15 protein-coding genes, 1 tRNA gene and 1 pseudogene are annotated in these 20,042 nt (G+C 38.7%); 9 read left to right on the top strand and 8 right to left on the bottom strand.

Annotation, left to right across the window (positions count from 1 at the left end; translation table 11 throughout):
• On the bottom strand, positions 1-2,055 hold the full coding sequence (locus tag JM79_RS11165) for a tetratricopeptide repeat protein (protein ID WP_141878221.1): 2,055 nt from the start codon (positions 2,053-2,055) through the stop codon (positions 1-3).
• A gap of 148 nt (positions 2,056-2,203) precedes the next feature.
• Between JM79_RS11165 and JM79_RS11170 the strand changes: the two genes are divergently transcribed.
• The 3 genes from JM79_RS11170 (at position 2,204) to JM79_RS11180 (ending at position 5,061) form a co-directional block, all read left to right on the top strand.
• Positions 2,204-2,515: an STAS domain-containing protein gene (locus tag JM79_RS11170; protein WP_141878222.1), complete on the top strand. Its 312-nt coding sequence runs from the start codon at positions 2,204-2,206 to the stop codon at positions 2,513-2,515.
• A 20-nt stretch (positions 2,516-2,535) separates the two neighbouring features.
• Positions 2,536-3,786, top strand: coding sequence for an oligosaccharide flippase family protein (locus JM79_RS11175; RefSeq protein ID WP_141878223.1), 1,251 nt, complete (start codon positions 2,536-2,538; stop codon positions 3,784-3,786).
• Positions 3,787-3,864: 78 nt separating this feature from the next.
• Positions 3,865-5,061, top strand: a complete 1,197-nt coding sequence (locus JM79_RS11180; protein ID WP_141878224.1) for a glycosyltransferase — start codon at positions 3,865-3,867, stop codon at positions 5,059-5,061.
• A gap of 193 nt (positions 5,062-5,254) precedes the next feature.
• On the opposite strand, the gene JM79_RS11185 is transcribed toward JM79_RS11180, so the two are convergent.
• From JM79_RS11185 to JM79_RS11195, 3 genes are read right to left on the bottom strand one after another with little or no spacing between them, the layout of a single operon-like run.
• On the bottom strand, positions 5,255-6,802 hold the full coding sequence (locus tag JM79_RS11185; RefSeq protein ID WP_141878225.1) for a cellulase family glycosylhydrolase: 1,548 nt from the start codon (positions 6,800-6,802) through the stop codon (positions 5,255-5,257).
• The gene (locus JM79_RS11190) at positions 6,803-7,972 is read right to left on the bottom strand and encodes an invasin domain 3-containing protein (RefSeq protein ID WP_141878226.1); all 1,170 of its coding nucleotides are present in this window, start codon (positions 7,970-7,972) and stop codon (positions 6,803-6,805) included. It abuts the gene before it with no gap.
• Entirely contained in the window at positions 7,972-11,058 is a 3,087-nt protein-coding gene (locus JM79_RS11195; RefSeq protein ID WP_141878227.1) for a hypothetical protein, read from the bottom strand. The genes JM79_RS11190 and JM79_RS11195 overlap by 1 nt, the downstream gene beginning before the upstream one ends.
• A gap of 174 nt (positions 11,059-11,232) precedes the next feature.
• On the opposite strand from JM79_RS11195, the gene JM79_RS11200 reads away from it, so the two are divergent.
• On the top strand, positions 11,233-12,420 hold the full coding sequence (locus tag JM79_RS11200) for a response regulator (RefSeq protein WP_141878228.1): 1,188 nt from the start codon (positions 11,233-11,235) through the stop codon (positions 12,418-12,420).
• A gap of 81 nt (positions 12,421-12,501) precedes the next feature.
• On the opposite strand, the gene JM79_RS11205 is transcribed toward JM79_RS11200, so the two are convergent.
• On the bottom strand, positions 12,502-12,702 hold the full coding sequence (locus JM79_RS11205; protein ID WP_260443485.1) for a type IX secretion system membrane protein PorP/SprF: 201 nt from the start codon (positions 12,700-12,702) through the stop codon (positions 12,502-12,504).
• Positions 12,703-12,877: 175 nt separating this feature from the next.
• Between JM79_RS11205 and JM79_RS11210 the strand changes: the two genes are divergently transcribed.
• A complete protein-coding gene (locus tag JM79_RS11210) occupies positions 12,878-13,978 on the top strand; it encodes a mechanosensitive ion channel family protein (RefSeq protein ID WP_141878230.1) in 1,101 nt (366 codons plus the stop codon).
• A 25-nt stretch (positions 13,979-14,003) separates the two neighbouring features.
• Here the strand turns inward: JM79_RS11210 and JM79_RS11215 are convergent, their stop codons facing one another.
• From JM79_RS11215 to JM79_RS11225, 3 genes are all read right to left on the bottom strand, one after another.
• Positions 14,004-16,016: a PAS domain-containing hybrid sensor histidine kinase/response regulator gene (locus JM79_RS11215; protein ID WP_141878231.1), complete on the bottom strand. Its 2,013-nt coding sequence runs from the start codon at positions 16,014-16,016 to the stop codon at positions 14,004-14,006.
• Positions 16,017-16,835: an alpha/beta hydrolase gene (locus JM79_RS11220; protein ID WP_279343813.1), complete on the bottom strand. Its 819-nt coding sequence runs from the start codon at positions 16,833-16,835 to the stop codon at positions 16,017-16,019.
• A gap of 277 nt (positions 16,836-17,112) precedes the next feature.
• A tRNA-Pro gene (locus JM79_RS11225) sits at positions 17,113-17,187 on the bottom strand.
• 119 nt (positions 17,188-17,306) lie between these two features.
• Between JM79_RS11225 and JM79_RS11230 the strand changes: the two genes are divergently transcribed.
• From JM79_RS11230 to JM79_RS11245, 4 genes and pseudogenes are all read left to right on the top strand, one after another.
• The gene (locus tag JM79_RS11230) at positions 17,307-18,497 is read left to right on the top strand and encodes a PQQ-dependent sugar dehydrogenase (RefSeq protein WP_141878233.1); all 1,191 of its coding nucleotides are present in this window, start codon (positions 17,307-17,309) and stop codon (positions 18,495-18,497) included.
• Between the two features lie 4 nt (positions 18,498-18,501).
• Positions 18,502-18,969: a cytochrome c gene (locus tag JM79_RS11235; RefSeq protein WP_141878234.1), complete on the top strand. Its 468-nt coding sequence runs from the start codon at positions 18,502-18,504 to the stop codon at positions 18,967-18,969.
• Positions 18,970-19,077: 108 nt separating this feature from the next.
• Positions 19,078-19,698 (top strand): annotated as a pseudogene (gene udk / locus JM79_RS11240) (uridine kinase); the annotation flags it as partial.
• Between the two features lie 19 nt (positions 19,699-19,717).
• A complete protein-coding gene (locus JM79_RS11245) occupies positions 19,718-20,032 on the top strand; it encodes a septum formation initiator family protein (protein ID WP_141878236.1) in 315 nt (104 codons plus the stop codon).
• The last annotated feature ends 10 nt before the right edge of the window (positions 20,033-20,042 follow it).

Consider the following 20,042-nt stretch of genomic DNA (forward strand, 5'->3'; position numbering starts at 1 on the left):
TTAGTACTTGAATATTGGTGCTTTCGTAAAGTTCCATTTTAAATTAATACCGAATTCAGTATAGGTAAAACCAGCAGCTGTAGCAGAGGCAATATTACTGTGATTCCCATAGATACCTGCGATGAATCGATCGCTGATGTTATATCCAAACTTTCCCTGTAATCTATAAGTGCCCTGTTTCTCATCATCTTCGATAAACTGGAATCCGGTGGCTGCTGTAAGATCATAAGAGATCCTGGAATCTGGATCATTACTTAAAAAGTTCAGGAAGATCTCGGTAGCATGAAATTGCTCGGGACTAAAATATATGGTAGGCACCTGGTTTTTAAACTGTATGAATTGATAATTAAGTCCACCTTTTAGCACCGGTTTTTTCAGAAAACTGTAATAGAAAGAAGTAAAAAGGAGATCACGGGTGTTATCATCGCTTTGCTCGGTGTGCAAATATTGTAAATACCACCCTAGTCCATACCTGGTTGAGTAATTGTTATTCAGAAAGAAATGATTCCCGGCGATCTGCCTGTTCAGTAATTCCGCATTAAAATCCTGTATATCCCTGCGATAACCGATCTCAAGATCATCTCTAACAAATGGTTTTAGCCCGGCAGCGATCTCACCTACAGCGTTTGTATATTCTGTTTGGGAAGAATTAGCTTTTACAAAACCTGCGTTAGCCCGTAACATTAGTCCAGGACTCCATCGATACCTCGCAGCAAGATTAAACTGATTAGAAGTAGCTTCAAGATCTGAATTTGAATTCATGGTCTCTCTAAAAGTATAGGCTCCAGAAACTTGCAGTTTTGTACTCAATGGTAGTACCAGCCTGGTCGTTGAAGCCACGGCTTCGTTATCACCGTTGTCAAAAGAGTAACTTATGTTTTCCTCCAGTAATGGTCTGTAAGTATTATTCAGTTTTGTAAGAAACTGTTGTGCATCCTGCTGATTCGTATAATATTCCAACGTCCTTTCAGCAGCGTTCTTTGCTTTTATGATTTCAGAATTTGCAAAGTAGGCATTAGCTATTCCCAGGTTTCCATCGAAAGAAGCTGAATCCTGAGCAAGTATCGATTTATAGTTTTCTATACTATTTCTAAACTCGCCTGTATACATCCCCATACTTGCTTCCAACGCCAGGATACGGGATTCTCCAGGATATTTCTGCTTTAGTTTTGCGATTAGATCTTCAGCTTGAGAGAACTTCCTATTCCAGGTCAAAGCCTGTATATAACGTTCTTCAGCGTCGAGTACACGTTCATTATTAGAAGAAGATCCTGAAAGTTCATAAGCCTTTTCAGCATATTTTAGTGCTTCCTTTTCGTCACCATCAATATGGTAAGAAAGAGAAATCCCATTGAATGCTAAAATACTATCGTTCTTGGTAAGCGCCAGTTTCTCATAAACCTCCCTTGCCCCTGCTCCATTCTTCTGAATTAAATAAACGTTTGCCTTATTAAGTAAGCTTTCCTGATCCTGTTCATTCTCACCCAGGTTTTCATCCAGATAGCGAATCGCAGTCTCATAGTCGCGGTTAGTTAAAAACTGATTGGCGTATCCCAGTCTGATATATTTTCTGGATAACATCGCGTTAGGATTTTGAGGCGATACCTCCAGTGATTTATTAATAAGGCTTAGTGCCTGTTCGTATTCCTTTAAATTACTAAGCGTATTCGCGTAACCTAATAAGGCTCCGAAATTGTCAGGATTTTTCTTTACCAGTTCCCTATAGTAAACTTCAGCTTCCTTATAGTTTTTATTCCAAAGTAAAGATTCGGCATAATTAAGCTGAATCTCGAGATCACCCGGATATTCCTTCAGTAGTTCGCTAAATAGGTCGTTTGCTTTAGAGGGATCGTCAAGCAATCCTACCGCTCTGGCGTAACAAAGCCTGGCAGTCTTATTATCAGGATAGTTTTCGAGGATCTCTGAGAAGAAATCTTTAGCCGCAGCAAATTCTCCATTTTCCAGGTAGCCAAAACCCTGGTCCATTTCCTGAGCGTTGGATCTTGATTGAAAAATAAGTGAAACAAGTACAATAAATAAATATCTAAAATTCATGATTTGGGTGGTTAGAATCTTTGAAAGCAAGTTACAAACACATCTTCGATAATTCATCTACAGCAACCTGCCATTCATCGAAGCTTGGCTTTAATTCCCTGATTTAGAAACGATCTTAGCGGTAGTTAAGAACCGAAAAACTAAAATTATGTCGCTAAATATCTATGAGAACGAAGGAGTATTTGAGTTACACGGTAAGGTTTCATCCTACAATGCTGAACAAGTTAAGAAATACTTTGAAATTATGCTGAAGATGAAATCCCGAGTCATCATAAACCTTACTCTACTTGATAATATGGATGTTTCAGGAGTTTATGCATTCTACGAACTATTACTTCATGCTACCGCAGAAGGAAAATATCTAACCTTTAAAGGAGCGAATAATCCCAGTCTCCAGGTTGCTTTTTTAAATTCCGGATGTAATCTATTTGAATTTAATTATTTCCAGCTGAGTGCCTAGAACCCGATAAAACCACCACCATGATCACCTTAAAATTACACAAACTGAATATTGTACTGCAACCCACCCAGGTTTTTATGATCAGTGCATTGATTGTTAACGTAGGAAACTATCTCTACAATCTTATATTAGGAAGACTTCTTGGTCCTGAAGCATTTGCAGATGCTGCGATCCTTATCACCTTTCTACTCATTCTATCATTTGTAGCGATGACGCTTCAATTAAGCGTCGCTAAGTTCATCGGGACTTTTGATGGCGGCAAGAAAGAAGCATTTCTTAAATACAGCAGGAAATGGAGTATTATCATTGGTGCGCTTCTAGGTGCGGTGATCTTGATTGGAGCATCAGAATTACAGGCATTTTTTAATACAGGTTCAGCAACAATGTTCAGAATATTTGGAATGGGAGTTCCAGTCTATTTCTTGATGAGCGTAAACAGAGGTTATTTCCAGGGAGAACAGGATTTTATAAAACTTTCTATAACATACCAGGGAGAGATGTTGAGCAGATTGCTACTAACTCTGGCCTTTATTATGTTGTTACCCTTTCGTAGTTCAGAATTGGTAGCCCTTGGAATCCTGCTTAGCCTTGTTCCAGGTTTATTGCCTTTTAAAAGAATTTCTGAAAAAGTGCTTCCTTCAATAAATTCTGCGGAATTAAAACATTTAAGGAAGTTCGTTGTGGTCACTGCCTTTTATGAACTTACCCAGATTCTTATTAATAATGGAGACATCTTAATGGTAAAACATTTTTTTGATGCTCATGAAGCAGGTTTGTATTCATCACTGGCACTTATTGGAAGAGCTGTGTATTTTGTAGCCTGGATGTTCGTCATGCTATTACTACCGGAAGTAGTTAAGCGGGAAAAAGAAGGTCTGGACACGACCAGGTTATTCTTTAAATATCTTGGAATGATCACATTTCTTGCTATTGCGATCGTAGTTGTGAATGCTATGTTTCCAGCATTGATCATTAATATCCTGTTTGGAGAGGCCTATGTGGAAGTTGCATCACTTTTATGGAAATATGCCCTTGCAAGTTCACTTTTTGCCATAGCTAACGTTTTTGTGTACTACTTCCTTTCTTTAGATAAATACCTTCCTGTACTACTCTCCGGAATTTTTGGCCTACTTCAGCTTACGGTGATCTTCTTTCAACATGAGAGCCTGGAGATGGTTGTAGAAGCACAGATCTTTGTTATGACACTTCTATTGATCGTACAGGGGATCTATTTTCTTTATCATATAAAACGATCTATTAGTCGAAACTAAACTTCAACCGAACGAAAATATCTTCAGTAAAGACATAAAGATGAGATCTTTACATAGAATCTAATTAAAACCACTATTATGAAACTTGCACTAATCACCGCTTACCCGCCAAGCAAAGTAACCTTGAACGAATATGGTTATCATCTTGCTAAACAATTCGCTCAAAAACCAGAAGTTGATGAACTTGTATTGATCACAGATCATACTAAGGAACCTAAACAAATAGACTTTAATACAGATAACTGTAAAGTAAGTGTAAAGGAAAGCTGGAACTTCAATAGTTACAAGAACATATACAGCATCTATAAAAATGTGGTAAAACAAAAGCCTGATGCAATTCTTTTCAATCTTCAGTTTATGAAATTCGGCGATAAAAAGATCCCGGCAGCTTTAGGACTTTTATTACCCTTGCTGTTCAGGTTAAAAGGAATCCCTACGATCGTATTACTTCATAATATACTGGAACAGGTAGATCTTGGAAACGCTGGTTTCACACAGAACAAATTTCTTCAGAAATTATATAACATGATGGGTACAGGGCTTACTAAAGTGTTGCTGCAGGCAGATACCGTAGCTCTTACCATAGGAAAATATGTAGATGTGATCAAGGATAAATATAAGGCAGAGAATGTGATGCAGGTGCCTCATGGATCTTTTGAAACTCCGCCGGAACCTAATTTTGATCTTCCTGAAGGACCTAAAAAGATCATGACCTTCGGAAAATTTGGAACGTATAAGAAAGTAGATATTCTTATTGAAGCAGTTGAAAAGTTAAGAGAGAGAACAAACCAGGAACTGGAAATTGTGATCGCTGGAACTGATAGTCCGAATACTCCAGGATATCTTGCCGGAGTTATGAAAAAATATGATCATGTGAGAAATCTTACGTTTACCGGCTATGTTGAAGAAGAAGATGTTCCCGTGATCTTTGGAGAAAGCACATTAGTAGCTTTTCCTTATACTTCTACTACAGGTAGTTCTGGAGTACTGCACCAGGCAGGTTCTTACGGAAAAGCAGTAGTCATGCCTAATCTGGGTGATCTTGCATTGCTGGTAGAGGAAGAAGGATATGTGGGAGAGTTCTTTGAACCTGGAAATGTGGATTCGCTGGCAGATTCTATGGAGAAGATCATAGAAAACGATCTGCACAGAAGAACTATTGGAGAAGTAAATTATGATGCTGCCTGCAGTTTACCAATGGAGAAAATCGCTCAGCTTTATCTTGATGAATTTCAGAAGCTTTTGCGTGCTAAAATGAATTTAAATTTTGTTTGAATAGGTTGATTATTGGTTATTGGTTAGATGAAAAGGATAGAAAGAAATTTCTATCCTTTTTTGTTTGTAGCCTAACCGACTTAGATAATGCCTCGCAGCTCTTCTTATCTCTTCTGAAATAAAATTATCTGGTTTATGTCTAATACGATAACTATTGAAGTAGTTAAATTTGAAGCAGCACTACTTTGAGAATCTATTCGATAAATTCGAAAGCTGGTTTCTCGTTCCCCTCAAAATCAATAAAACCAAAGGCCGTCTGTTTTTTCTTTCTCCACGGCAGTGAACCAGCAACCTCGCTTGGAATTTCAGGAAAGTCATACAAGGTCCAGGAAACAAAATGAATTTTTGAGTTGGAGAATTGCTGCTGCATATACTTATGATATTCAGCCTGCTCGGTTAAATCTGCACCAAAGGGATTCCAAAGTCCATTATAGGAAGACAGTCCAAACTCCTGAACTACAATAGGTTTTGAGACTTTTTCTGTTAGTTTTTGATGGGAATTCTTGAAATTCTCCATAGGCTCATAGAAATGATAACTGACCAGGTCTACCGTTTCTTTAAGATTCTCAGCAGCCTTTGCATTGGACCAACCTATTGTAACTGGATGTTTATGATCGATCTTCTTTACCTGGAAAGCCATTTCTTCCAGCCATCGTTTCACTAGCGCTTCTCCCCTGCTATCGAAATCAAGATCTGGTTCGTTCTTAAGATCCCAGGCCATAAGTGCAGGATGATCTTTGAACTCATCTACTATTTGTCGCGCATGCTCATGAGTTAGCGTCCAGTCCATAACCGAATAATCTCCGTAGAAATCGAACAGCGTGAGGATCACCTTTAGATCCTTGGAATTTGCAGCATCCATCACCTTACGCAATTTTTCAATTTTTGTAGGAATAATGCCTGCTTTACCAAAATCTTCGTAAGCCACAAACAGTCTTAAAGTATTCAAGCCTTCGTTTTTAAGTAACTGGAAATCATCATCTATCACCTCAATTTCGAAATTCTCACCATACATATCCCACGGACTATCCTGCGGATAGTAATTCATGCCCTTGATCTGGAACTTCCTATTTTTAAAATAAAGTTGATCACCTTTAATATGCCAGTCAGCGTTTACTTCTACCTCATCATTTTCAAAATATGATCTTACCTGCTGTATGTGCCGAACTCTCCAGAATCCATCTTCCAGAAGCATCATCACTTCATAGCTACTGGTATCGATCTCCTCATCGATTAGTTTTTCTTCGGAATAAGTTTGACGAAATTGCCTCACCCTGCGGTCTTCAAAAACCACGAGTTGTCCATCTGCACTATAAAAAAGCAATTTTGGATGGTGGTTTGTAGTGGTTGTGGTGAATGAAAGATTGTGAGCTTCGTTGAAGTCTATGATGTTGTAAATATTTACCCTCGCAAAATCTGTATAATAATCTTCCACTCCAAATGTCTTATTAGAATGCAAGGCTAAATTCTTCACATACCAGCCATTCAAATAATCACGTTCGATCTCCTGCAAACTTTGATTTTCCATAGTTCTACCTTTGTAGGCGCTGGTATCCCAGACGACTTCCGGCAAATACATACGCCTGCTTTTAATCTCTGTATGCAACATGGTCGATCTACTTGCACCAGTATTCAGAAATCCCCAGACACTGCTAAGACCAAAAATGATCATCGCATTAACCGCCAGAAATGTTAGGATCAGGATGGCACGGTATAGATTTTTATTGAGCTTTTTGCGCATTTACAGATCTAATTTTTTACGAACTCCCATCGATTCCACGGTGATCTCTCTAATATATTCCATTGCTATGGTCTTAGGGATCCTAAAGTTGGCAATTCCGTCCTGAGTTGGTGCTTTCTCCCTGTAAATGTTATCATTTTTAAGCCTGAGTTGTAAATGAACATCTGCTCCATCTGGCAGTAACTGGTTCATAAAACTTTTCAAAGGTCCTACTGATATACTTCGATCGCTTATCTCGTACGGAATTTCGGTTAAAACTGGTTCAAATACGATGTTTACCGAACTAGAAACGGCCATTCCGGTGACATTTGCCTGTATACTCCAGCTTCCAGCCTTTTCAGGATGAAGTAATTGTGCCGTAGCTATTCCGTTTATTGTGTTAGCGCTGGTTTTCAATTTCATCCCCTGCTCTGTCTGCACTACAAATTCTACGGAAGTTCCATCACTTACAACATTACCATAGTCATCGGTTATCGTAGATGTTATTAGCTGGGTGACCTGGTTTCCATCAGCGTACAAATGTTCTGAATTTGTAGTAATGCTGAAGTCTGAAGCCAATGAAGGATATACGTTACTAATCATCTCTTTACCAGCCACGCCTTCTGCGGAAGTGGCTACAGTAATCTTACCAGCTTTTTCCCGGGTATAAATATTTTTCCAGGCAAACATATGTTCCATTTCAAAATCCTGCTCCACTAAATTACCCTGGAAGAATTCTGAAATATTTACTGGAGTTCCATCTGCCAGTGGATTATCCAGAGAGTCTGTCGGGATACTAACCAGCATGGAAAAGTCATCATAACCAGCCTGTATACTGCGCGGACCAAAATAAGTTTCGATCAGCTTTGGAGAGGTTTGCGGTAGAATAGTGATCTCACCAGACCTGGAACTTTTCTTATTTACGTATTTCCATATCAGGATCCCACTTTTATCAGAGATAAACTGCGGCACTTTAAAGACTGAATTGCTGGATTCTTCAGCTTTGATCGCTGTACTTCCGTAGGCATTATTAAGAATGAGTAACGATTCAGCCGAAGTAGCATCGAAAGTGAACAGTAATTCCTTCCCGGCCATACTTACTTCAGGAATAGATTCCGAAGAGATCACCGGAGTATCTTCCGAAGTTATTCCGAAGAAGAAGATCAAAATGAAAATTTGCTTCAGGTTCATTATTTTGGATTTCCTACGTAATTATTCATTTCCAGTTTAATTGAATTAAACCCGGATCCTTCCATCTCTAAATTTGAAAGTTCTTGCTGTGATCTCACTCTTTCTGGAACTACTTTTCGCGAGATATCAAGGTTTGGCAGTCCATTCACGAATATATTGTCCATGGAGTCGTCTATAAGTTTTAAACCAGATAAATTCTTAACTTCATATTCAAAGTCCTGCTTTCGCTGCACCCTGATCCCGTTTACGAGATAATCATGTTCTACCCAAATCAAATTTCCGTCATCATAATAAGAAACCAGCAATTGAGGAATAGTCACTTCCTGTACTCCATAATTAAAAATCGTCCCATCCAGCACATTATTTTCGAACTGCAGATCATTGATACTGGTACTTTTATAGAGGTCGGTGATTGCTACATTACCCGCACATTGGAGGTTGAAGGTAGTCGGAATATCGTCCAGCTCAAGTGGTGTAAACTGGTCTGGGTCGAAAGTTTCAGGAATTTTAGAATCCTGTGCCAGCCAGGCAACACCTTCAAAATCTACACGAAAACTGCTAATTTCCTTCGGCATCAATTTATGCTTTAAGACCTGCCGGGCGTTGTAACTAGCCAGTTCACGATTATTTTTGTCGTATAAAGTCCCCTTGATCACCACATCTGCAGGAACATGATCAACATTCTGTATCTCACCCACAATAGCATACCTGTCTTCAAACTGCACCAGTTTTGCGGATAGCACCTCGAGCACCGGTTGTTTCAGAACATCTTCGTGATAGGTTTGCTGGGTACTTATCTTTCGCCTTCCGTGGTTATAAAACTTCGTTTGATTTTCAGAAAATAGCTGGTCTGGTGGCAGATCTGTATCCTGTTCCTTGGGTGCTATAAACCAGCGATCATCAATCTTCCTGAGCTGATGGATCTCGGTTTGTTCTATGATATCTATAGGCGTCACCCAGCTGGTGTAGGCATTTGCGACGGCTGTAGAATCATTAATGTTGGTCACCTCAACCCGAATGCTATCAAGTTTTGCATAGCTACTCAGAATCCCGTCACTTACTGCTACCTCCAGCATGAACTGGGCGATCGTCTTATTCCCGGCGGGATCGAAATAAGAATGAGCTCGTTCAAATTCTTTAAAATCGATCGCGTCGTAGTAAGCTTCTACCACATTCTTTTCTGAAAGTTGATCCTGGTTGTCCCGGTAGATATAGTACAGTGAAATCAGAATGACCACGCTCAGTACAAGTGCATATACCTGGTTGACATGTAAAAGTCCGGTTCGAAAACGCTTATATTCTATCTTGTAGTTCAAGAAATCAGGTTTATCGGGATTGCCGGTTTTAATCGCATGATACCAGATCAATTGAAGGTTTATAAAAACGGCAATAAGTACGGTCAGCAATGGGATGATTCCCCACATTAGCTTTAAAAACATGGGTACATCTTCGTAACCAATGATCTTGGAAAGTGGCGGAATATTCAGTTTTTCCCATACCATAATTCCATTTTCCAGTTGCTGCAAACGTTGCCAGCCACTAAAGTATAGTAGCGGATCATAGAATTTATCATTGGAGAAAATATACTTTAGATTGTACTTTTCTGGAACAGCCAGAAACTGCTGTAAAGATCCTATCCCTTCCACCCCCCGGAATTTTGAGTTTTCAAGGCGTTCTACGGCCCGAGTTGTAAGTTCAGGTAATCTGCGGGCAGAATGATAATTACCGTCCACAGTAAGTGCTCTGGTTTGGGCAGAGAGCCATGCCATTTGATCTCCGAAGCCCAGGGTAAGAAATCTCCAGTGGTCATGTTGATCCTGATTTAGAAAGTTTACTATGGGAAGCATTTTGATACTCTGTGGCTGCATGGGTCTGAAATATCCCAGACTTAGCGTAAATACAGAAATGAATAGAAATAACCCGACTAGAAAAGCTCCGATAACCCGGTGATAAACCGCTCCAAATTTTCGCTGGATGAGTTGCTTTAGATCTCCTTCAGAAAACCTGTAAGCAAATTCCCCGAATATTGGTAACGCCATAATAGACCCCCATAGCGTAAATCTGTCCAGCGTAAGGATATTGAACGCAGTATCACCTAATACCATTCTCGGGATAGGTGTTGTTCCACCGGTTCCGAGTATAAACAAAATGGTAAAGGATAATCCGAAGAAAAGATAGCGCTTAGAGTAGTAACGGTAAAGAATATAGGGAAATAGAAAAAAGATAATTCCCCATGGAATTACGAAAAATACGAGTCCGCTGGAAGTTACCTCTATAAAACTGTCCCTGCTCCCATGCGGAATAGGCACCTGGGTGATCGGGTTCTTTTTAGTATTTATCCAGTAAGGCAGGATGCAAATGATGATAGCTGCTAAGGAAGACATTCCAAATGCCACGATCCTCCAGAAGAGTTTCAGAAATGTATCTAAGAAAACTTTGAAGGTGATCTCTTTAAATGCCCCCACTCTTTCTTTGGAAACATCCATAATAACCATACCTATTAATGGAAATATAAAAAACACCATCCCGAAAATAGGAGTTACATGGTGGGATGTAACGGTAACTGCCAGTAAGGACAGCGCTCTTAGAAAATATTTACGTTTCCCGGTTTTAATATAGAGATAGATCTCTGGTAAGGAATGCATTAATATAGAAACACCCACAATGCTTGGAAGCTGACCGAAAATATGCAATGTTTCAACGAATGAGGAAGAGAACACTGCCAGCAAAGCTGCGTAACCGGCTACTTTTCTATTCCCGGTCATCAATAAGGCGAATCGGTAGATCCCCGTAATAAATAAAATCACCCCTATGATCGCCACCAGGAACATTCCAAATTTTAATCCGCCAACATAGGAAAACAAACCAATTGCCTGGTGAACCAGCGGTGGATAGCCCATCACGGTAAAGCCAGTATACCATTTATAGTTCCATGGTTCAAACCAGTTGTTGGAATAATGCTCTGCGAAAAACAAATGAATGAGCGCATCATATGTGTTCTCCAAAGTGAAAAATATGGTGGAAGAATGAAATACGACTCCTATAATAAGAGCTGCGATCAGGTATTTGTTCGTAGTTTCTTTCATGCGAATAGTATGGTAATTTATTCAAAATAAAATTACTGTAGCTTTAAAGAGTGTCAAACTCATTCATCGATAGATTTTTACCATTCGTCTACGCCATTAAACCGACTTATCTAAAATGCTGAAAATGATGGCATTCAACCTGTAAATTTGAACCATAATATAAAACCACCAACCATGAAAATTTTAGCCGTAGACGATCAGCAGTTAGTTCTAATGCCGCTTGAGAAAAGATTGAAAGATGAAGGATATGAAGTAAGAACGACCACTCAAGCTGAAAAGGCTATTGAAATCTTTGAGAGTTTTCAACCAGACCTTTTAATTATCGATATCAATATGCCTAATTCAAATGGATTGGACATCGTAAGAATTCTTAGAAATGAAATGAAGGTTGAAACGCCAATTATGGTTCTTTCCGGGAATACAGATGAGAATTTGATCGTGCAGGGATTTGAGCTTGGGATTCAGGATTTCATGAAAAAACCTTTAAGTCTTGTCGAAGTTTGCGCTCGTGTTAAAAGACTTATTGGTCACACTGAATCTGCAAATCCAAAAACGGTAGGAAATAGTATCATTCAGAATCGATGTGTTGGGGTGGTGATCCCATGTTATAACGAAGAAAACAGGCTGAAATCTGCGGAATTTATCTCGTTCCTGGAAAAAACTTCAGGTTATCATTTGTGTTTTGTGAACGACGGAAGTACAGACAAGACCATGCTGGTACTACAGGAACTACAAAAAGGGAGAGAAGATTATATTAGTATCTATAATTGCCCGAAGAATGGAGGAAAAGCTGAAGCTGTTAGAGCTGGTTTACTTCATCTTTCTAAATTTGAAGATCTGGATTATGTAGGTTTTCTGGATGCCGATCTTTCTACGGATTTTAAGGATTTCGACGATTTGGTAAAAACCATTGAAACTACAGATTTCCAGATTGTAAACGGTTCAAGAATTAGTAGAATGGGTGCTAATATCGCTAAAGAAAGCGCAAGACAGATCATTAGTATGACCATTAATTTCATCATTGTATCTATCCTGGGAATGCCTTTTAAAGATACACAGTGTGGAGCTAAGATCATGCGAAAGGAATTGATCCCGATCGCCTTCGAAAAGCCTTTTCTTACCAAATGGTTATTTGATGTAGAGATCTTTATGAGAATGAAGAAACACTTCGGAAAAAATAAAGCCCAGGAAATCATTTGCGAGCAACCCTTGAAAAGATGGGTACATGAAGATGGATCCAAATTATCTATGAAAGACTCATTAAAAATAGGGTTTCAATTAATGAGTATTTACTGGAGCTATAACTTTGGAAGTAGCCACAAAGCGAGTAAAAAAAATGATGTAAATCACCAGGTCGCTTAGATCGCTTTTTGAATAAAATATAAATAGCCGCCCAGATGTGTAGCATTTTGGACGGCTATTTCCCTACTGTAAACTTTGATATTAATAGGAGTTTAATGCACGGCTGGATTGATACCCAGATTTGTTGAACTTAAATTTTAATACGATTTCATGTGAACCGTTGTGATATTCTCCAAAATCATTGGTTGCATAATCATAAGAATAGCCAGCAAAAAGGTTATCAAATATTTGAAAACCTAGCATTCCGGTCATGGCTTTATCATACCCGTTTACGAAACCAATGCTTAGGTTTTTGACTAAAAATTAATCTGTTGTGTCAAAACTCTTCTTTTCACTAAATTGATAATACAGCCAAGCCAAAAGAGCCTGGTGATTCTCTCTAGCAATTAAACATCTTATCAATTTAGTCTTTACTAAATTGCAAGAGATTAACTAATACCCTGTAATTAAAATAATAATGATCAATTTCTGGAATACGTATCGCGAAAATATTATTTACGGCCTTATAGTTGTGGGATCGGTTCTACTATTGCTCGTTGCAACAAAATATCTTATTCGTTGGTTGATTGGAAAAGCGAAAAAGAAATACCCCAATGATGAGCACCATAGGATAAGCCTAGTAGGTCGAATCTTAAAGATTCTATGGGTTGTATTGGGCTTGATCGCTTTCAGTATTGTCTTTATTTCCAAAGATAAATATGACATTGCTACCAAAAATTTCGAAATCATTCTCTACGTAGGTTTCGTACTTATTTTCACAATCATTGGAGCCAGTATCGTTGAAGCTTTATTTGCAAGAACGATCAAGAAAACAACTGCTTCTGGCGGCGATCCAACCAGCTATAAGTTTTTACGATATTTAAGTGTATTCGGCGTTTATTTTATAGGTGCTATTCTGGCAACCCTTGCTTTTCCTGCCCTAAGAGGTATTGCTCAAACTGCCCTTGGTGGTGCCGGTATACTGGCCCTGGTGATAGGTGTGGCCTCTCAGGAAGCACTTGCAAACCTGATTGGCGGGGTCTTTATAATTGCATTTAAACCCTTTAGAGTTGGTGATGTAATCAAAATCACAGATGATCTCGTGGGTACCGTAACCGATATAACGCTTCGGCATACGATCATAAGAAATTATCAGAATAAGATGATCGTGATTCCTAATGCTATTATTAATAAAGAAAAAGTGACCAACTACGATCTGGATGAAAAGAAGATCTGCCAGTGGATTGAAATTGGAATTTCCTACGACAGTGATATTGATCTTGCAAAGAAAATTATGAAAGAAGAATGTGAAGCTCATCCCAATCTCTTTGACAACAGATCCAATCAAGACCTTAGAAACGGAGTTCCTCTAGTGATAGTAAGAGTGACCAACCTTGGAGATTCCTCTATAACTATCAGAGCCTGGGCCTGGGCGTGGGATTACGCTTCAGCCTTTGTGATGAAATGTGAACTATATGAGAGTATCAAAAAAAGATTTGACGCGGAAGCTGTGGAAATTCCATTTCCTCATAGAACACTGGTATTTAAAAAGGATAAGGATGAATTGAAGGTTGATTAATTTTAATCTGATGTTGTAGTGAATATTAATTCACTACACTCTGCGATTCGGTCATCAAAGCCGCTTCATCCGAATTCTTTAAGGAGATTATAACCTGATGAAACTCAGCAGTGGCGTGATCTATAACGGCTTCAATTTCTTCAGAATTTGCGTTTTTCTCTTCAAAAAAACTTTGGCAGTCTCTTAGTAGCTGTACCAGTTTATCAGACTGAATGTAGTATACCGACATAGTACTTTTATGAATAAGCTCTGAGATTTGCGTGGCATCCCGTAGATCTGCAGCCTTCTGAAAATCTTCTAAGTAGTCCTGAAATGCTATTAGCGTATTGGCTATAAACTTCTGTAGAAATTCTGGTTTATTATTTGCCATTTTTACGAAACGGCTTAGGTCAATAGATTTCTGGGAGGCTTCTTTATGTTCTTCCGAAGTAATAATTCCTAGCTTATCCTTAAAGGGTTCGCTTACTTTTTCATTTTCTGAAGTGGTAACTATATAATTCGAGATTAGCTTATGTAGATCCGCTGGACCAAAAGGTTTGGAGATAAAATCATCTATACCAGCACGATCAAGCTCAGACTGTATTGCCTCTCTACTTGTAGCTGACAACGCCAGAATAACCGGTTGTTTTTCAAGACTGAGATTTCTAATAGTGGAAGTCGCTTCGAAACCATTGATCACAGGCATATGAAGATCCATTAGAATAACATCATAGTTCTTTTTCTTGGCCGCTTCGATAGCTTTTTTTCCATTTTTGGCAACGTCAAAGTTGATCTTCCATTCTTTCAGATACTCTGAAATCACAAAAATATTCACAGGATTATCTTCAACAATCAATAATTTAGCTTGATCTAATTTTTTTCTCTGAAAGCTGTCATCGCCATCGATCTCCATAAACGAGTTCGTGTACTTCTCATACGTGATATCGAAACTAAATTCAGATCCTTCTCCTAATACACTTGCTACTTTAATCTCACTTCCATGAAGTTTTAAAAGTTGCTGCGAAATTGTTAGACCTAGACCTGTGCCACCATACTCAAGATTTACCTCATAACTGGCCTGTGAGAACTCTTCAAAAACACTTTGCAATTTGTCCGCTGGAATCCCAGTACCTGTATCTAATACGCTAAAGTTAAGATCTAGCTTTTCTGAAGATGACGCATTAAGTTTTACAACCAATTTGACATGACCGTCGCAGGTAAATTTAATCGCGTTACCTAAAAGATTTGTAAGTACCTGACTGAGCTTAATTGGATCACCAACGATATAATTTGGGATCTCCTCATCTATTTCAGAAATTAGTTCTACCCCTTTTTCATTGCATTTCAGCTTAAATGTATGGATCAAACTATTGGTAAGAGTGCGAATGGCAAAAGGCTTCTTTTCTAATTGTACTGCCTTGGCTTCCAGTTTACTTAAGTCCAGAATGTTGTTTACAAGACCCAGAAGATTTCCCGACGATAACCTGAGTATATCTGCGTATTCTTTTTGTTTCGGGTTTAAAGATGTTTTCGTTAAAAGATCACCTATCCCAACTATAGCGTTCAAGGGCGTTCTTATCTCATGACTGATGGTTGCAAGAAATTCTGCTTTTACCTGGGCCTGTTTCTCAGCCTTCAGCTTAGCATTCATTAGTTCCTGCTCGTACTTTTTTCTATCAGAAATATCATAAACCGAAGCTCTGTAGCGATTCTCACGAATGGTAGGACCTTTTAATTCCTTTACGTTGATCAATGCTGGAAAGGTAGATCCATCATTTTTTCGAATTTCGAAATTGATTTCATTAGCAAACCCCTGAATTCTTATCAATGGAAAAAAATGAGTTTCGAAATACATTCTTCCACCCATTTTAAAGAGCTCATATATCTTCTTCGTTCCCAGGATCTCATTTTTGTCAAAATCCAGCCATCCAAGTAAGGTCTTATTTATGTTGTATATCGTACCATCATTTCTGAATGAAACATAACCACAAGGTGCATCATGGTACAAATCTTCAGCAGATTCAAATATTTCAGGTTTATTTTCACTGCCATCTTCCATCTAGTCCTTTTTTTCCAGGTAATTCTTTATAGCACTTATCGTTTCTTCCGGAGCACTTAAGTTTGGACAGTGCCCGGTAGCATCGATCAATTCTAAAGTACTACTCGTAATTTTACTGTTTACATATTTGGCAACTGCAAGCGGTGCAATAGCATCCTCTTCACACTGAATGATCAAAGTAGGGATTTTAAGATCATCTAGATCCTCCCGATTATCTGAAAGAAATGTGACTTTTGCGAAATGCTTTGCTATTTCCGGGTTTGTTCTGCAAAAACTATTAGTTAACTCATCCCCTAACTCCGGTTTCTCAGGATTTCCCATAATGACTGGCGCCATTGTAGATGCCCAGCCCAGATAATTACTTTCCAGTGTTTCTAACAATTCATCGATATCCTGCTGACTAAATCCGCCCTTATACTCTTCTTTATCGATATAACAAGGCGATGGTCCAATCATGATTATATTAGAAAATAATGAAGGCTCTTTATTCGCCGCCAGTAAAGAGATCATTGAACTAACGGAATGCCCAACCAGGATAACGTTTTCCAGTTCCAGGGCATGACATATTTCCAGAATATCGTCTGCATAACCTTCAAGGCTATTGTATTTCTGTACGTTGTAAAAAGATTCATCAGAATTTCCAGAACCTACATGATCAAATAGAATGACTTTATAATCTTCAAGAAATGCAGGATAAACGAATCTCCACATGAATTGATCACAACCATATCCATGCGCAAAGACTATAGACTGACTACCACTCCCCTTTACAGTAACATTATTACGTTTTAAAACGTCACTTTGATCGATCATAGCCATAGGAATTAGCTTGCTAAATTATGATATATTTTAAGAATTGTGGAATTAGATCTGACATTCGAAACTTAAAATGATAGGATTATTTTAAATTCTAGATTATAGAACAATAGCCTACTCGATGGGTGGAAGCTATATCAATTTCCATTACAATCTTCGCGCTGAAACAGACCTGTCTATATTCAACAATCTAAAAAGTGAAAAATCGTATACCTTTGGACATAAAAAAAGGTAATTACATGATCTCCATGAAATTACCTTTTTAATCTTTACTATTAAGTCGGGGTGGCAGGATTCGAACCTGCGGCCTCCTGCTCCCAAAGCAGGCGCGATAACCGGGCTACGCTACACCCCGAAAAATGCTTTGTTTAGCATTAATTGGGCGGCAAATATAAGAATAAATCATATCCTACCATGGAAAGTTTCATTTTTTTATATCTTAGTTCAAACATTGCTTTAAAAAAGAGAAGAAATATGAAAAAGTATATTGCATCCATTGGTATTTTACTTTCAGTTTATGCCTGTGCTGATTCGAATTCTGGAAACGATCTTTCAGAAAATACTGAAGATCCTGTTGCGGTACCCGGAGATACTTCCGAAGAAAACCAACAAGTTCCAGATCCTATTGAAGCTGGAGTTTCAAATGCATATGGATTTGAAATGGTAGTTGAAGGGCTGGATATTCCATGGGGTTTTACATTTATGCCAGATAAGAGCATGCTGATCACTGAAAAAAATGGTGATATCATTCATTTTAAAAATGGTGAAAAGATTAAGATTTCCGGAGGTCCAGAAGTTTATGATCGCGGTCAGGGAGGTTTGCTTGATGTGGTGCTTCACCCAGAATATGAATCCAATGGCTGGATCTATTTATCCTATGCTTCCCCGGAAGGAAGTGCAGATGGAGGGAATACTGCCATTATGCGGGCGAAACTTAATGGTAACAAACTAACTTCTAAAGAGGTGCTTTATAAGGCCACTCCGAATACTACCAAAGGTCAGCATTTCGGTTCCAGGATAGCTTTTGATAAAAACGGTTACCTGTTCTTTAGTGCTGGTGAAAGAGGTGAGCGAGATGTAAACCCACAGGATATCTCTCGTGATAACGGGAAAGTTTATAGATTAAATGACGATGGTTCAATTCCATCAGACAATCCTTTCGTTGGTGAAGAGAATGCAGTTGAAGCGATCTATTCTTACGGACATAGGAATCCGCAGGGAATGATCCTTAATCCTGAAACCGGAGAGATCTGGGTACATGAGCATGGACCAAAAGGTGGAGACGAGATCAACGTGGTAGAGAAAGGCGCTAATTATGGTTGGCCTGTAGTGACTTATGGTGAAAATTATAGCGGGACACCAATTACTGACGAACGCAGCAAACCGGGAATGAAAGATCCTATTTTCTACTGGTTACCTTCTATTGCTCCTAGCGGATTCGCTTATGTAACTTCAGAAAAATTTCCAGAATTGAAAGGCAACCTTTTAGTAGGATCTCTAAAATTTCAATATCTTGAACTACTTGAACTTGATGGTAAAAAGATCACTAAAAGAACCAAACTTATTGATGGTGCGGGACGTATGCGCGACGTAAGACAGGGACCAGATGGAGATATTTATGTTGCCATTGAAGGAAAAGGAATTGCAAAATTAACCAACAAATAATCACATGAAGAAACTACTTTTCGTATTTGGATTGGCCGCGATGGTGGCTTGTAAATCTGATAAAAAAGAAAATGAAACCGAAGATGAATCTTACGTAATTCCTTCTTCGGAAAAGTCCAGCGAACAAACGCCGCTAACTGCAAGTATCAAAAGAGGAAAAGGTATTTATTCAGATCTTTGTGTGACTTGTCACTTACCAAACGGGAAAGGAATCGCCGGAACTTACCCTCCACTCGATGGCTCCAACTGGCTTACAGAAAAGCGTGAAGAAAGCATTCGCGGTGTTAAATATGGAATGAAAGGTCCTATTGAAGTGAATGGCGAGAAATATGACAATGTGATGACTCCAATGGGCTTAAGCGACCAGGAAGTTGCAGATGCAATGAACTACGTCATGAACTCCTGGAGCAACAATATAGACGATATGGTGACGGTTGAAGAAGTAGCTGCTGTCAAGGAAAGCGCTGAATAAGAAACCATCACTAATTTCAAAACCGACTTTTACAAGTCGGTTTTTTTTATTTCGAAAGCCAGGCTGCACTTTCCGAAGATTTTTAAAAAGTAATATTACCTTTGCAAAAATTCTAGAAACATGCTAATTATTGGGATCGCCGGTGGTACCGGGAGTGGTAAGACTACGGTTGTAAATCAAATCATCGATGAGTTAAAACATGAAGAGGTAGATGTGATCTCCCAGGATTCTTACTACCAGGATACGACTCATCTTACTTTTGAAGAGCGTAAAAAGATAAATTTTGACCATCCCAAATCCATTGATTTCGATCTTCTGGCAGAGCATTTAAGACAGTTACGCGCTGGTCATAACATTCAGCAACCAGTTTATTCTTTTAAGGAACACAACAGAACCGGAGAGTTTGTAGAGATACACCCTCGCAAAGTAGTAATCGTTGAAGGTATTCTTATCCTTACTCATCCTGAAATTCGTGATCTTTTTGACATTAAGATCTACGTTCATGCAGATAGTGATGAGCGGTTGATTCGGCGTTTAAAACGTGACATTGCAGATCGCGGTCGTGATCTTGAAGAAGTGCTCTGGAGATACCAGACGACTTTAAAACCAATGCATCAGCAGTTTATAGAACCTACTAAAGAATTTGCCGATATCATCATTCCTACGAATCGCTACAATACGGTGGCTGTTGACATCGTTCAGACTATTATCAAAGATCGCTTAAGCTAATTTTGTATCTTTAAAAACTATGAAATTAAAAGACCTGCGTAAAAAACGATGGTTCCGGTTTATCAGTAACAAATATGTACTGATAAGCATTATTTTCATAGGCTGGATGTTCTTTCTGGATACCAATTCCTGGTTCATACATCACGAACTGGATGTGGAAATAGAAGAACTACAAAGTAATAAGAGCTATTATCAGGAAGAGATCGCGAAAGACAAGGCAATCATTGAAGATCTTCAGGATTCGGTGCAACTCGAACGTTTTGCACGCCAGAAGTACTATATGAAAAGACCCAATGAAGATATTTATATTATCGAGTACGATACTATAGATTGATCTCGCCCGC

Origin of the sequence: Gramella sp. Hel_I_59, from assembly GCF_006714895.1 — a bacterium.
Classification (GTDB): domain Bacteria; phylum Bacteroidota; class Bacteroidia; order Flavobacteriales; family Flavobacteriaceae; genus Christiangramia.

What these genes read in the sequence shown, in the direction of transcription:
- JM79_RS11215 (WP_141878231.1), bottom strand. Translation starts at nt 16,016, where the DNA reads ATGGAAGATGGCAGTGAAAATAAACCTGAAATATTTGAATCTGCTGAA.
- JM79_RS11165 (WP_141878221.1), bottom strand. Translation starts at nt 2,055, where the DNA reads ATGAATTTTAGATATTTATTTATTGTACTTGTTTCACTTATTTTTCAA.
- JM79_RS11200 (WP_141878228.1), top strand. Translation starts at nt 11,233, where the DNA reads ATGAAAATTTTAGCCGTAGACGATCAGCAGTTAGTTCTAATGCCGCTT.
- JM79_RS11175 (WP_141878223.1), top strand. Translation starts at nt 2,536, where the DNA reads ATGATCACCTTAAAATTACACAAACTGAATATTGTACTGCAACCCACC.
- JM79_RS11245 (WP_141878236.1), top strand. Translation starts at nt 19,718, where the DNA reads ATGAAATTAAAAGACCTGCGTAAAAAACGATGGTTCCGGTTTATCAGT.
- JM79_RS11180 (WP_141878224.1), top strand. Translation starts at nt 3,865, where the DNA reads ATGAAACTTGCACTAATCACCGCTTACCCGCCAAGCAAAGTAACCTTG.
- JM79_RS11220 (WP_279343813.1), bottom strand. Translation starts at nt 16,835, where the DNA reads ATGGCTATGATCGATCAAAGTGACGTTTTAAAACGTAATAATGTTACT.
- JM79_RS11185 (WP_141878225.1), bottom strand. Translation starts at nt 6,802, where the DNA reads ATGCGCAAAAAGCTCAATAAAAATCTATACCGTGCCATCCTGATCCTA.
- JM79_RS11190 (WP_141878226.1), bottom strand. Translation starts at nt 7,972, where the DNA reads ATGAACCTGAAGCAAATTTTCATTTTGATCTTCTTCTTCGGAATAACT.
- JM79_RS11235 (WP_141878234.1), top strand. Translation starts at nt 18,502, where the DNA reads ATGAAGAAACTACTTTTCGTATTTGGATTGGCCGCGATGGTGGCTTGT.
- JM79_RS11210 (WP_141878230.1), top strand. Translation starts at nt 12,878, where the DNA reads ATGATCAATTTCTGGAATACGTATCGCGAAAATATTATTTACGGCCTT.
- JM79_RS11195 (WP_141878227.1), bottom strand. Translation starts at nt 11,058, where the DNA reads ATGAAAGAAACTACGAACAAATACCTGATCGCAGCTCTTATTATAGGA.
- JM79_RS11230 (WP_141878233.1), top strand. Translation starts at nt 17,307, where the DNA reads ATGAAAAAGTATATTGCATCCATTGGTATTTTACTTTCAGTTTATGCC.
- JM79_RS11170 (WP_141878222.1), top strand. Translation starts at nt 2,204, where the DNA reads ATGTCGCTAAATATCTATGAGAACGAAGGAGTATTTGAGTTACACGGT.